Origin of the sequence: Cellulomonas sp. Leaf334, assembly GCF_001424195.1 — a bacterium.
GTDB lineage: Bacteria > Actinomycetota > Actinomycetes > Actinomycetales > Cellulomonadaceae > Cellulomonas.
In genome coordinates, this window is the sequence record NZ_LMOO01000006.1 from 169,256 (window position 1) to 182,359 (window position 13,104).

14 protein-coding genes are annotated in these 13,104 nt (G+C 71.8%); 13 read left to right on the top strand and 1 reads right to left on the bottom strand.

Annotated features, from left to right (window positions below):
* The first annotated feature begins 114 nt into the window (after nt 1-114).
* The 5 genes from ASF78_RS15400 to ASF78_RS15420 are packed head-to-tail and all read left to right on the top strand — an operon-like array spanning nt 115 to nt 6,307.
* Entirely contained in the window at nt 115-1,425 is a 1,311-nt protein-coding gene (locus ASF78_RS15400; protein ID WP_056591291.1) for an ammonium transporter, read from the top strand.
* Nucleotides 1,425-1,766: a P-II family nitrogen regulator gene (locus ASF78_RS15405; protein ID WP_055922297.1), complete on the top strand. Its 342-nt coding sequence runs from the start codon at nt 1,425-1,427 to the stop codon at nt 1,764-1,766. The genes ASF78_RS15400 and ASF78_RS15405 overlap by 1 nt, the downstream gene beginning before the upstream one ends.
* Before the next feature lie 22 nt (nt 1,767-1,788).
* Nucleotides 1,789-3,585, top strand: coding sequence for a [protein-PII] uridylyltransferase (locus ASF78_RS15410; protein ID WP_056591294.1), 1,797 nt, complete (start codon nt 1,789-1,791; stop codon nt 3,583-3,585).
* Nucleotides 3,586-3,610: 25 nt separating this feature from the next.
* Entirely contained in the window at nt 3,611-5,203 is a 1,593-nt protein-coding gene (gene ffh, locus ASF78_RS15415; protein WP_056591297.1) for a signal recognition particle protein, read from the top strand.
* 6 nt (nt 5,204-5,209) lie between these two features.
* On the top strand, nt 5,210-6,307 hold the full coding sequence (locus ASF78_RS15420; RefSeq protein WP_056591301.1) for an amidohydrolase family protein: 1,098 nt from the start codon (nt 5,210-5,212) through the stop codon (nt 6,305-6,307).
* Here ASF78_RS15420 and ASF78_RS15425 read toward each other — a convergent pair.
* Nucleotides 6,297-7,844, bottom strand: a complete 1,548-nt coding sequence (locus ASF78_RS15425; RefSeq protein ID WP_056591305.1) for a pitrilysin family protein — start codon at nt 7,842-7,844, stop codon at nt 6,297-6,299. The two genes, ASF78_RS15420 and ASF78_RS15425, sit on opposite strands and share 11 nt — an antisense overlap.
* Nucleotides 7,845-8,184: 340 nt before the next feature.
* On the opposite strand from ASF78_RS15425, the gene rpsP reads away from it, so the two are divergent.
* From rpsP to ASF78_RS15465, 8 genes are all read left to right on the top strand, one after another.
* Entirely contained in the window at nt 8,185-8,610 is a 426-nt protein-coding gene (gene rpsP, locus ASF78_RS15430; RefSeq protein ID WP_056591307.1) for a 30S ribosomal protein S16, read from the top strand.
* Complete coding sequence (locus tag ASF78_RS15435) at nt 8,610-8,849, top strand: RNA-binding protein (protein ID WP_055922281.1); 240 nt, start codon at nt 8,610-8,612, stop codon at nt 8,847-8,849. Before rpsP ends, ASF78_RS15435 begins: the two co-directional genes overlap by 1 nt.
* Before the next feature lie 79 nt (nt 8,850-8,928).
* Nucleotides 8,929-9,477 carry a ribosome maturation factor RimM gene (gene rimM, locus ASF78_RS15440; RefSeq protein ID WP_056591309.1) on the top strand — a complete coding sequence of 183 codons (549 nt, stop codon included), beginning with the start codon at nt 8,929-8,931 and terminating at the stop codon, nt 9,475-9,477.
* 1 nt (nt 9,478) lies between these two features.
* Nucleotides 9,479-10,249 (top strand): tRNA (guanosine(37)-N1)-methyltransferase TrmD, encoded by a 771-nt coding sequence (trmD, locus tag ASF78_RS15445; RefSeq protein WP_056591313.1) that lies wholly within the window; start codon nt 9,479-9,481, stop codon nt 10,247-10,249.
* A 225-nt stretch (nt 10,250-10,474) separates the two neighbouring features.
* The gene (rplS, locus tag ASF78_RS15450; RefSeq protein WP_056591315.1) at nt 10,475-10,843 is read left to right on the top strand and encodes a 50S ribosomal protein L19; all 369 of its coding nucleotides are present in this window, start codon (nt 10,475-10,477) and stop codon (nt 10,841-10,843) included.
* A 292-nt stretch (nt 10,844-11,135) separates the two neighbouring features.
* Nucleotides 11,136-11,882: a signal peptidase I gene (gene lepB / locus ASF78_RS15455; protein ID WP_082495132.1), complete on the top strand. Its 747-nt coding sequence runs from the start codon at nt 11,136-11,138 to the stop codon at nt 11,880-11,882.
* Entirely contained in the window at nt 11,879-12,670 is a 792-nt protein-coding gene (locus ASF78_RS15460) for a ribonuclease HII (protein WP_056591316.1), read from the top strand. The genes lepB and ASF78_RS15460 overlap by 4 nt, the downstream gene beginning before the upstream one ends.
* Nucleotides 12,671-12,728: 58 nt before the next feature.
* Nucleotides 12,729-13,052 carry a DUF2469 domain-containing protein gene (locus ASF78_RS15465; protein WP_055922267.1) on the top strand — a complete coding sequence of 108 codons (324 nt, stop codon included), beginning with the start codon at nt 12,729-12,731 and terminating at the stop codon, nt 13,050-13,052.
* The last annotated feature ends 52 nt before the right edge of the window (nt 13,053-13,104 follow it).

Here is a 13,104-nt window from a genome sequence, read left to right on the forward strand (position 1 = left end):
ACGGGTGAGGCTTGTCACACCGACGTAACGTCCTTCGCCTCTGACGGAAACCCCGTTCGTCAACTGTGATCCCCGACCAGCCACCCCCGGCTGGCGAGTGGAGAGGCGATCTCGATGGAAGAATTCGCTTTGGACAGCGGGAACACGGCGTTCATGCTGACCGCCGCGTCCCTCGTGCTGCTGATGACGCCGGGGCTGGCGTTCTTCTACGGCGGCATGGTGCGCGGCAAGAGCGTGCTGAACATGATGATGATGAGCTTCGGCGCGATCGGCGTCGCCGGGCTCATCTGGGTGCTCTACGGCTACTCGGCCGTCTTCGGCTCGGACCTCGGCGGCGGGTGGCTCGGCAACCCGTTCGAGTTCTTCGGCCTGCAGGGCGCCACCGACGACCAGAGCCTGATGGCCGGGTCGGGTGTGCCGTTCCTGGTGGCCGCGGGCTACCAGGCGACCTTCGCGATCATCACGGTCGCGCTCATCTCTGGTGCGGTCGCGGACCGCATGAAGTTCGGTGCCTGGCTGGTCTTCACGGCCGTCTGGGTCTCGGTCGTCTACCTGCCGCTCGCCCACTGGGTGTGGGGCGGCGGTCTGCTCAGCGCGACCGGCCTCACCGAAGGGTTGTCGACCCCCATCGACTTCGCCGGTGGGACGGTCGTCCACATCAACGCCGGTACGGCCGGCCTGGTGCTGGCGATCGTGCTCGGTGCGCGTCGCGGCTTCGGCAAGGAGGCCATGCGGCCCCACAACCTGCCGTTCGTCATGCTCGGTGCCGCACTCCTGTGGTTCGGCTGGTTCGGCTTCAACGCCGGGTCGGAGTTCGCCGCGGACAACGTGGCCGGTCGCGCCTGGCTCAACACGCTCCTCGCCACGGGCATCGCGATGCTCGCCTGGCTCGCCACGGAGAAGGTGCGTGACGGTCACGCCACCTCGCTCGGTGCCGCGTCCGGCATCGTCGCGGGCCTCGTCGCCATCACCCCGGCCGCTGCTGCGGTCGACACGTGGGGCGCGATCGCGATCGGCATCGTGGCGGGTGTGCTCTGCGCCCTCGCCGTCGGCCTCAAGTTCAAGTTCGGCTACGACGACTCGCTCGACGTCGTCGGCGTCCACCTCGTCGGTGGTCTGGTCGGCACCATCCTCATCGGCTTCTTCGCCACGGACACCAACAGCACCTGGTACCCGGACGGAGCGCAGAACGGTCTGTTCTACGGTGGAGGCGTCACTCAGCTGGCCACGCAGACGATCGTGGCGCTCGCCGCGATCCTGTTCAGCTTCACGGCGACGTACGTCATCGCGCTCATCCTCAAGGCGACCATCGGTCTGCGGGTCTCCGACGAGGCCGAGATCGGCGGTATCGACCTGGCTGTCCACGCTGAGACCGCATACGAGACGCTGGGCGTCGGCGCCCGCGTCGTGACGGAGGTGAAGTGATGACGAAGCTCGTGACGGCGGTCATCCAGCCGCACCGGCTGGACGACGTGAAGTCGGCCCTCGAGGCCGCGGGTGTCCGTGGGCTGACCGTGAGCGAGGCCAGCGGCTACGGCCGTCAGCGCGGTCACACCGAGGTCTACCGCGGTGCGGAGTACACGGTCGACCTGGTTCCCAAGGTCAAGATCGACGTGCTCGTGAGCGACGAGGACGCGGCCAGCGTGACCGAGGTCATCGTGCGCGCGGCACAGACCGGCAAGATCGGCGACGGCAAGGTCTGGGTCGTCCCGGTCGAGGACGTGGCTCGCGTCCGCACCGGTGAGCACGGCGACGACGCCCTCTGATCAGGACGGTCACCAGACACACATGACACAGGAACGGCCGCCCGCGGGGGGCGCGGCCGCGAACGGGTCGCCCGAGGTCCCGCACCCCGCGATCGGGGTGCGGGACCTCCGCTCTGAGCGGCTCGAGCTCGCCGCCGGCCTGACCGGTCCGGGATCCGACGGCATCGCCCGACGTGCCGCGATCGTCGAGCTCGTCGTGGGCCGGCTCCGGGAGCAGTGGGAGCTCGCGACCGACGGTGAGGACGTGTCGGGCATCGCGCTCGGGGCGGTCGGCAGCGTCGGGCGCGGCGACGCGAGCCCGGTCAGCGACCTCGACCTGCTGCTCGTGCACGAGGGTCGCGGCCACTCGACCGAGGCACTGTCGGCCCTCGCGCAGAAGCTCTGGTACCCCATCTGGGACGCGGGCCTCGACCTGGACCACTCCGTCCGGTCGCTCGCGCAGTGCCGCCAGGTCGCGTCGAAGGACCTCCCGGCGGCCGTCGGGCTCCTGGACCTGCAGCCCGTCTCGGGTGACGCCCTCGTCATCGCCCGGGCCAAGTCCGCGCTGCTGGAGGACTGGCGGTCGGCCGCGCGCCGGCGCCTGCCGGAGCTGCTGGCCTCCACCCGGCAGCGTGCCGAGCGCCACGGTGAGCTGGCCTACCTCATCGAGCCGGAGCTCAAGGAGTCGCGCGGCGGCATCCGCGACGCCGTCGTGCTGAGCGCGCTCGCCGCGACCTGGCTCACCGACCGGCCCCACGGCGCGGTCGACATGGCGTACGCCCACCTGCTCGACGTGCGCGACACGGTCCAGGTGGTGACGCGGCGGCACACCAACCGGCTGCTGCTCGCGGACCAGGACGAGGTCGCCGCCCTGGTCGGCTTCGACGACCGCGACGACCTGCTGGCGAGCATCGCCGAGGCTGCACGCGTCATCTCCTACGCGCTCGACACCACCGTCCGGAACGCTCGCCAGGCGCTGCAGCGACCGGCGATGAAGTCGATGCTCGTGCGCGGGCGACGCACGGCCCCCCGTCTGCGGACCATCGCCGAGGACCTGGTCGAGCACGACGGCGAGATCGTGCTCGCCGTCGAGGCGCGCCCGGCGGAGGACCCCTTGCTCTCCCTGCGCGCCGCGGCCACCGCCGCCCGGACCGGGTTGACGCTCTCGCCCGTCACGGTCGCGAGCCTGACGGCCACCCCGTCCCTCCCGACGCCGTGGCCGAAGGCGGCCCGCGGCTACCTGCTGCAGCTGCTGGGCTCCGGCCCTGCGCAGGTGCCGATCTGGGAGGCGCTCGACCTCGCCGGTGTGGTGACCACGTGGATCCCGGAGTGGGCGGGCGTCCGCAACCGGCCGCAGCGCTCGGCGATCCATCGGCACACCGTCGACCGCCACCTCGTCGAGACCGTCGCACGCGCCGGACGGGACAAGCGCGTCGTCGAGCACGGGGAGACGCTCCTGCTCGCCGCGCTCCTGCACGACATCGGCAAGCGGGCCGGTGCCGGTGACCACTCGACCGAGGGTGCACGGCTGGCCGGTCCGATCGTGCTGCGCATGGGTTTCGACGAGCAGGTGGCGGCGGACGTCACCCGCCTCGTCCGGGAGCACCTGACGCTCGCGGACCTGGCCACGACGGCCGACCACGAGGACCCGGAGACGATGGTCCGGCTGCTCGACGCCGTCGACCACCGTCCGGACCTGCTCGGGCTGCTCCGGGCGCTGACCGAGGCCGACGCCGGCGCGGCGGGTCCGCAGGCCTGGAGCACGTGGCGCGCCACCCTCGTCGACGACCTGACGGCACGGGCCACCCGGGAGCTGGCAGGTACCCTAGGACGTCCGTGAAACCCCGAAGTGTGAGGACCGCCAGGTGTTCGCCACCCTGTCCGACCGTCTGACGTCGACCTTCAAGAACCTGCGCACCAAGGGCCGACTGTCCGAGGCGGACATCGACGCCACGGTGCGCGAGATCCGCCGGGCGCTGCTGGACGCCGACGTCGCCGTCCCGGTCGTCCGTTCGTTCACCGGTGCGGTGCGCGAGCGCGCGCTGTCCGTCGAGGTGTCCGGCGCGCTGAACCCGGCGCAACAGGTCGTCAAGATCGTCAACGAGGAGCTCGTCGCCATCCTCGGTGGCCAGACGCGCACGCTCAACCTCGCGAAGAACCCGCCGACCGTCATCCTGCTCGCGGGCCTGCAGGGTGCGGGCAAGACGACGCTCGCCGGCAAGCTCGCGCTGCACCTCAAGGGTCAGGGCCACACGCCGCTGCTCGTCGCGGCGGACCTCCAGCGCCCGAACGCCGTCACGCAGCTGCAGGTGGTGGGGGAGCGTGCGGGCGTGCCGGTGTTCGCCCCGCACCCCGGCAACCAGGGCAGCGAGGACCTCCTGCCGTTCGGTGCGGACCCGGTCGCCGTCGCGCGCGAGGGCCTGGCCACGGCGAAGTCGAAGCTGCACGACGTCCTCATCGTCGACACGGCCGGCCGCCTCGGTGTCGACGCCGAGCTGATGCAGCAGGCGTCCGACATCCGCGACGCGCTCGACCCCGACGAGATCCTCTTCGTCATCGACGCGATGATCGGCCAGGACGCGGTCACGACCGCGCAGGCGTTCGCGGACGGCGTCGGGTTCACCGGCGTGGTGCTGTCCAAGCTCGACGGCGACGCCCGCGGTGGTGCCGCCCTGTCGGTCGCCAGCGTGACCGGCAAGCCGATCATGTACGCGTCCACCGGCGAGAAGCTCACCGAGTTCGAGGTGTTCCACCCCGACCGCATGGCGTCGCGGATCCTCGACATGGGGGACATCCTCACGCTCATCGAGCAGGCCGAGAAGGCGTTCGACGCCGGCCAGGCCGAGGAGATGGTCGACAAGCTGCAGTCCGGCAAGGACCTCACGCTCGAGGACTTCCTGACGCAGATGCAGCAGCTGCGCAACGCGGGACCGCTGAAGAAGATGATGGGCATGCTGCCCGGCATGGGGCAGATGCGGGAGGCGCTCGACAACTTCGACGAACGCGAGGTGGACCGCATCGAGGCGATCATCCGCTCGATGACCCCCGCGGAGCGCCGCACGCCGAAGATCATCAACGGGTCGCGCCGCTCGCGCATCGCTGCGGGCTCCGGCACCAAGCCGAGCGACGTCAACCAGCTGCTGGAGCGGTTCGACGGTGCGCAGAAGATGATGCGCCAGATGGCCAAGGGTGGCGGCGTGCCCGGCATGCCTCCGGGCATGGGCAACCTGCCCGGCATGGGTGGCAAGAAGTCGCGCGGACGCACGGCGGCGCCGGTGCGCAAGGTCAAGGGCAAGTCCGGCAACCCGGCGAGGCGTGCGGAGCAGGAGCGCGGCATCACGAGCAAGCCGGCCGCGCCGCAGGGCTCGGCGTTCGGCATCGCCCCCCAGGCTGAGCCCACGTCGCCGACCGAGATCGAGCTCCCCGCCGGTCTGGACCGCTTCCTCGGCGGACGCTGACCGCTCGTGGCCCTGCACCTGCGTGGCACCGTCGTCCTCGACGACGAGCGGGAGGTCGGCGAGGTGTGGGTCGTCGGCGGCCGGATCACGTTCGAGCGTCCCTCGTCCGCGAGGGACGCGCAGGACACAGTGCTGGAGGGCTGGGTCCTGCCCGGGCTCGTCGACGTGCACTGCCACATCGGCCTGGCGTCGGACGGCCCGGTCGACGACGGCACCGCCGAGAAGCAGGCGCTCGCCGACCGCGACTCCGGGGTGCTGCTCGTCCGGGACGCGGGGTCGCCGGCGGACACCGGGTGGGTGCACGACCGTGACGACCTGCCCCGCCTGATCCGCGCGGGCCGGCACCTCGCCCGCCCCAAGCGGTACCTGCGGCACTACGGGCGCGAGCTCACGTCCGTCGACCAGCTTCCCGACGCCGTGCGCGAGGAGGCGGCCCGCGGAGACGGCTGGGTCAAGCTCGTCGCGGACTGGATCGACCGCGACCTCGGCGCCGAGGGCGACCTGCGCCCGCTGTGGCCCGCGGACGTCCTGGCCGAGGCGGTCGCCGCGGCCCATGCGGCAGGCGCCCGGGTCACCGCGCACACCTTCGCGACGGAGTCGCTCGACGCGCTCCTCGACGCCGGCATCGACTGCCTGGAGCACGCCACCGGTGCGTCGGCGGACCACATCGACCGGATCGCCGCAGCCGGGATCCCGGTCACGGCGACGCTGCTCCAGATCGCGCAGTTCGAGGCGATCGCCGCGCAGGCCTCGCGCTACCCGGTGTTCGCAGCCCGGATGCGCGCGCTGCACGCGCACCGGTACACGCTCGTCCGTGACCTGCACGACGCGGGGGTGCCCGTGCTCGTCGGCACCGACGCCGGCGGGACCATCGGGCACGGCAAGATCGCCGACGAGGCCGCGGAGCTGGTCCGCGCCGGGATCCCCACCCGCGACGTCGTGGCCGCCGCCAGCTGGCGCACGCGCACGTGGCTCGGCGCCCCGGGCATCGCCGAGGGAGAGAGTGCTGACGTCGTCGTCTACGGTGCCGACCCGCGCGATGACGTGGCCGTGCTCGGACGACCCCGCGCGGTGGTGCTGCGGGGTCGCCCGGTCACGACGTGATGGCGGTGGTCACCGGCTCGTCGGCGCTGACCATCACGCGCTGCTTGTCGTAGCGCGTAGCGGTCGACGGGATACGTCCGAGGATCGCCTCGAAGGGCTTGCGGAACCCGCGGAACAACGACGGCGCGACGACGAGGTGGGCGCCGCGACCGGTCACCAGCTCCACGTCCCCGTCCCTGTCCGTCCCGACCAGCACGACATCGGCGAGCGGCACGGTCAGGGTGTCGACCGGGGACGAGAGCACGATGCGGTCGTCGTGCAGCGTGAACACGAGCCCGCGGGCGCGGGAGAAGAACCGGCCCCGGAAGGATCGGCCGCGGCCGTCGGTGGGCGGCGTCGACGGAGCGAAGATGTCGATCTCCCGCGCGCCCGCGTTCCCGAGGCTCGTGAGCGCGGTCTCGTGCGGGTCGTGGTCGGCGGGGAACATGACCAGCAGCGAGTCACGGAGATCGCCGACGGGGCCGCGCAGGTCCGCAGGAGTCGCCGACGCCAGGAGCTCGAGCTCCTCCGCCAAGGACGGCGCCGTGATCCCTCGGACGCTCCGGGACGCGTAGGAGTCGAACCAGCCCGCCCGTCCCGCGCCCAGCTCGATCTCTTCGAGCAGCCCGGCGCGGGTGCGCTCGAGCTCCTCGCCCGTGGGGCCGGTGGTGGCGAGGCGCTCGAGCACGCCGCACGCCGCGGCGACGACGTCGCACACCGACTCGGGCGGGGGATCGAGCACCACGGTCCAGAGGTCGTGCTCGGGGTCGAGGCTGAACGCCATCACCTCGACGGAGTAGACGTGGCCGAGCGTCGTGCGGAGCTCGCCGCGGAGCACGTCGTGAAGCACGGAGATCGCGAGGCTCCGGAAGCCCTCGGGCGCCGAGTCCGACATGGTCCCGGAGAGCACGACGTGCTCACCCGGGGCCCGGGTCCACGACGGCCCCGGCAGCAGCGTCTCCGGGTGCCGGGCCCGCACGGGCGCGGGCCCGGCGGGCAGCGTCAGCGTGAGCGCGACGGGCGGCGGCGTGGTGCTGACCACCATCGCGTTGCCCGCGTGGAACCACTCCTGAGCCACGGCACGGACCTCCGCCGCGGTCCAGTCGAGGAGCCTCGTGTGCGAGACGGCGCCGAGGCCCATGCCACGCAGCCCATAGCGGAGCGAGAACGCGTCTGCCCCGGCGTACAGGGATGCGAGCCCGACCTCTGCCAGGATCGTTCGGCGTTCGAGCACGAGGTCCTCGTCCGTCACGGTGCGGACCCAGGTGACGGCCTCGCAGACGCGCTCGACGAAGTCGACGAGACGGGTGGGCGTCCCGGTCGCGTAGAACTGCGTCGAGACCATGCCCGACTCGGCGTTGTGCGGGATGGCGACGTGGCCCAGCCGGCGCATCACGAGGTGCTCGACGAGGTGGGTGATGCCCGCGGTGGCCGGCGACATGTCCTGGTGCCCGACGCCGAACCAGACCGTCATGGTCGGGTCGATGGGCAGGTCGGCCCACAGCACGCGGACACCGCTGGTCTCGGCGGTGTGCGTCTCGAGAGACGTGATGCTCACAACGGTCTCCCGAGGAGTTGATGGGATGTGCAGGAGCGGGACTCTAGCCGGTGGGACGCGGTCCTCAGCACCGTCTTTTCGCGAGCCTGCGGGCATGTCGGACGAGCGCGGGCGAACCGGTCGCCGCGCCGAGGTCCGCGGGAGGGTGATGTCGGGGGGAGTCGTGGTTGGGAGTCGTGGTTGGGAGTGGCAGCCCCTGTCTGGCACAATGGTCGGCTGTACCCGGCGTCTGCAGCCCCTCTACCTGCGTTCGTCGTGTCCCCGACCTCCCCGGCGCGCCCACCCCACGGGCAATGCGCGGAGAGGTCACCCACAGCAGACATCAGGAGAAGACCACACCGTGGCCACCAAGATCCGCCTCAAGCGTCTCGGCAAGATCCGCGCTCCGTACTACCGCATCGTCGTCGCCGACTCGCGCACCAAGCGCGACGGCCGCGTGATCGAGGAGATCGGCAAGTACCACCCCACCGAGGAGCCGTCGTTCATCGAGGTCGACTCCGAGCGTGCGCAGTACTGGCTCGGCGTCGGCGCGCAGCCGACCGAGCAGGTCGCCGTGCTCCTCAAGATCACGGGTGACTGGCAGAAGTTCAAGAACCTCCCCGGCCAGGAGGGCACGCTGCGCACCAAGGCCGACAAGGTCGACCCGAAGGCAGCCATCGACGCCGTCGCGCTCGACGCCGAGAAGGCCAAGGCCACGGCGTCCGAGAAGGCTGCCGCGAAGAAGGCCGCCGCTGCCGAGGCTCCCGCCGAGGACGAGCAGGCCTGATGCTCGCCGACGCTCTCGAGCACCTGGTGCGTGGCATCGTCGACCACCCGGACGACGTCCGCGTGAACGCGTCGACGCTGCGCCGTGGCGACCTGCTCGAGGTGCGCGTGCACCCCGACGACCTCGGCCGAGTCATCGGTCGTGGCGGTCGCACGGCTCGTGCGCTGCGCACCGTCGTCGGTGCGCTCTCGACGGACGGCGCCGTCCGCGTCGACGTCGTGGACGTCGACCGGCGCTGAACCATCGCGCGAGGCCCGGTCCCCTAGCCTGGGGACCGGGCCTTCGCCATGACTGCCCACTTCGATCGTGAGGACCACCATGCAGCTGACCGTCGCGCGGATCGGCCGTGCCCACGGCCTGCGCGGAGAGGTGGCGCTCGACCTGCGCACCGACAACCCGGCGGAGCGGTTCGGTGTCGGCGCGGTGCTGGCGACCGAGCCGGCAGCCCGTGGACCGCTCACCGTGGTGAGCACGCGGACCCAGCAGGACCGCTGGTACGTGACGTTCGCGCAGATCACCGACCGGACGACCGCCGAGGCGATGCGCGGTACCGAGCTCGTGGTCGAGGAGGACAGCTCCGAGGAGGACGACGCCTGGTACCCGCACGAGCTCGCCGGGCTGCGCGCGGAGCACGTGGACGGGCGGGTGCTCGGCGAGATCGTCGGCCTGGAGCACCTGCCGGCGCACGACATGCTCGTCCTGCGGGAGCCTGACGGCGCGCGCACCCTGGTCCCGTTCGTGAAGGTCATCGTCCCGGTGGTCGACGTCGCGGGTGGCCGCGTGGTGCTGGACCCGCCCGGTGGGCTGCTGGCGTCCGACGCCGCCAACCTGGTCGTGTCCGAGGAGACCGTCGGAGACGACGACTGACGTGCGCATCGACGTCGTCTCGATCTTCCCCGAGTACCTGGCCCCGCTCGAGCTCTCGCTCGTCGGCAAGGCCCGCACGAGCGGTCTGCTCGACCTGCGGGTCCACGACCTGCGCGACTGGACGACGGACCGGCACCGCACGGTCGACGACACCCCGTTCGGCGGGGGCGCGGGCATGGTCATGCGGCCCGACGTGTGGGGGACCGCCCTGGACGAGCTGCTCGACGACGACGCCCATCTCCTGGTGCCGACGCCGTCGGGGGAGCCGTTCACGCAGCGCACCGCGGAGGCCCTGGCCGGCGAGAGCCACCTGGTGCTGGCGTGCGGGCGGTACGAGGGCATCGACGCCCGCGTCGCCGAGCACTACCGCGCCCGGGGACGCGTCACCGAGCTCTCCCTCGGCGACTACGTGCTCAACGGCGGTGAGGTGGCCGCGCTCGTCGTCGTCGAGGCCGTCGCGCGCCTGCTGCCCGGTGTCGTCGGCAACCCCGAGTCGCTGGTCGAGGAGTCCCACGGGGCGGCCGGGCTGCTGGAGTACCCCGTGTACACCAAGCCGCCCGCCTGGGCAGGGCTGGAGGTCCCCGGCGTGCTCCTGTCCGGGCACCACGCGCGGATCGCCCGGTGGCGCCGGGACACCGCGCTCGAGCGGACGGCCGCGCGTCGGCCGGACCTCGTCGAGGCGCTGCCCGTGGACGAGCTCGACAAGCACGACCTCGCGCTCCTGGCGACGCTCGGCTGGCATCCCGTGGACGGACGTCTCGCGCGAGCGTGAGATCCAGCACGCGATTTACCGTGGGTGCGGCCGGTGTGGCAGACTTGCCCGTTGGTGCGCGCAGGCCGCGTCTCTGCCACAGGGGAGACGGATCACGACCACCCGGGGACTAGCCCGGACGCACCGGACCATCAGACCAAGGACGCCGGTCCTGCCCTGCACGGGGCGGCCGAGACGCCCTCGACGACGTTCCTGACCTGTGGCAGGGCGGGGAAGTGACATCACATGCACACGCTCGATCAGGTGGACGCAGCATCGCTGCGCTCCGACATCCCGGAGTTCCGCGCCGGCGACACGCTCAAGGTCAACGTCAAGGTCGTCGAGGGCAACCGCTCCCGCATCCAGGCGTTCCAGGGTGTCGTCATCGCCCGCCAGGGTGACGGCGTCCGTGAGACGTTCACCGTTCGCAAGGTCAGCTTCCAGGTCGGCGTCGAGCGCACGTTCCCCGTGCACTCCCCGAGCCTGGAGTCGATCGAGGTCGTGACGCGCGGCGACGTGCGCCGCGCGAAGCTGTACTACCTGCGCAAGCTCCGTGGCAAGAAGGCCAAGATCAAGGAGAAGCGCGAGTTCACCCCCGCCGCGAAGAAGGCCTGAGCCTTCTCGCCCGCGCGTCCTGACGGGCGGTCACCGATGTCGGTGGCCGCCCGTCGGCGTGCCCGGGTGTCCACCCCCTGGTCAGGGCGCAGCGAGGGCCGACGACGCGTCACGACCACGATGACCCGGTCACGACGCGCGATCTCGGAGGCTGGTCGTGTGCGCGTCCGGGCCCGGCGCGTGCGAGAGTGTGCGGGTGATCGACCGACCTCCCCGCGACCTCGACGAAGGCTCGTCACCGACGTCGTGGCCGAGCCGGGAGTCACCCGAAGCAGCCGCGACCGGACCCCGGATGCCGGACGTGACGGTGCCTGACGACGGGCAGTCCCCGCACTCGTCGACGCGTCGCCACGCCGCGGCCCGTCGGCCGAGCGGCGCGGGATCCCTGCTGCGCGAGACGGCGATCATCCTCGTCAGCGCGATCGTCCTGTCGCTGCTGGTCAAGACGTTCCTGGTGCAGGCGTTCTTCATCCCCAGCCAGTCGATGCACGACACGCTCATCGAGCACGACCGGATCCTCGTGAGCAAGCTCACGCCGGGCCCGTTCGACCTGCGTCGCGGTGACATCGTCGTCTTCAAGGACCCCGGTGGCTGGCTGCCGTCCGACACGGCCCCCGACCCGGGCCCGGTCCGGGGTGCGATCAACTCCGCGCTGACGTTCATCGGGCTCTACCCGGCCGACGCCAACGAGCACCTGGTCAAGCGTCTCATCGGGCTGCCCGGCGACCACGTCTCCGCCGAGGTCGGTGGGCCCGTGGTGGTCAACGGCGAGCCGCTCGACGAGCCCTACCTGGCGGCGGGCGTGCAGCCCAGCGACATCGCGTTCGACGTCACCGTGCCGCCGAACAGCATCTGGGTCATGGGCGACAACCGGTCGCACTCGTCGGACTCCCGCTACAACCAGGGCAACGCCGGCGGAGGATCGGTCCCCGTCGACAACGTCGTCGGCATGGCCTTCGTGACGGTGTGGCCCATCGAGCGCATGGGGCTCCTGCGCAACCCGACCAGCACGTTCGCGGACGTGCCCGACCAGCCGTGACCCTGCTCGACGCACCGAGGGCGACCACCCCGAGGGTCGCGCCGCACCTGCGCCACGAACGCGTGCTCCTGCGCGACGGCGCGCGGCTCCTCGCGGGCATGGACGAGGTCGGTCGCGGCTCGCTCGCCGGCCCGGTGAGCGTGGGCGTCGTCGTCGTCGACGTGACGACCAGGTCGGCTCCGAAGGGCGTCGCGGACTCCAAGCTCCTCGCGCCCGCCGCTCGGACCCGGTTGCTGCCCGCACTCGGTCGCTGGGGGCTCGCCCGGGCGGTCGGTCATGCGAGCGCCGCAGAGATCGACGAGATCGGCATCATCGCAGCCCTGCGGCTCGCGGGGACGCGTGCGCTGGCGACCGTCACGGCGACCGTCGGGACCGTCGACGTCGTGCTCCTGGACGGCTCGCACGACTGGCTCAGCCGCCCCGCCCAGGCCGACCTCTTCACGCTCGACGAGGAGCCGGCGCTCCCCGCACCACGCGTGCACATGCGCGTGAAGGCCGACCGGACGTGCGCGTCCGTCGCGGCGGCGAGCGTGCTCGCCAAGTGCGAGCGGGACGCGATGATGGTCGCCCTGGCCGCCGAGCACCCCGCGTACCGCTGGGACGAGAACAAGGGCTACGCGTCCGCCGAGCACATGGCGGCGCTGCGCGAGCTCGGGCCGAGCGTGCTGCACCGGCGCTCGTGGCGGCTTCCGGGGACGACGGGCGACTCGGAGCTGACGATCGACGAGCGGCTGCTCGTGGACGAGGCGTTCCTCGGGCAGGCTGCCGGGAGTGACGAACTGGTCTGACGGTCCGCTCCCGTGGCGTCGCGCGGCCCTGGCTGCACGCATGGGGGATGATGTCCCGGTGAGCGCGGAGGACCTGGAGAACTACGAGACCGACATGGAGCTCGCGCTGTACCGCGAGTACCGCGACGTCGTGGGGCTCTTCTCCTACGTCGTGGAGACCGAGCGGCGCTTCTATCTCGCCAACCAGGTGGACCTGCAAGTTCGTTCAGCGGCCGGCGAGGTCTACTTCGAGCTGACGCTCGCCGACGCCTGGGTGTGGGACGTCTACCGCTCGGCCCGGTTCGTGAAGTCGGTGCGCGTCGTCACGTTCAAGGACGTGAACGTCGAGGAGCTGGCGAAGGCCGAGCTCGACCTGGGCGGCAGCGCGGGCTTCGCCCGCTGACGTCGGCCTGGGGTCGGGTTCGGCGGTTCGCCGCCGCGCCGGACCCACGTCA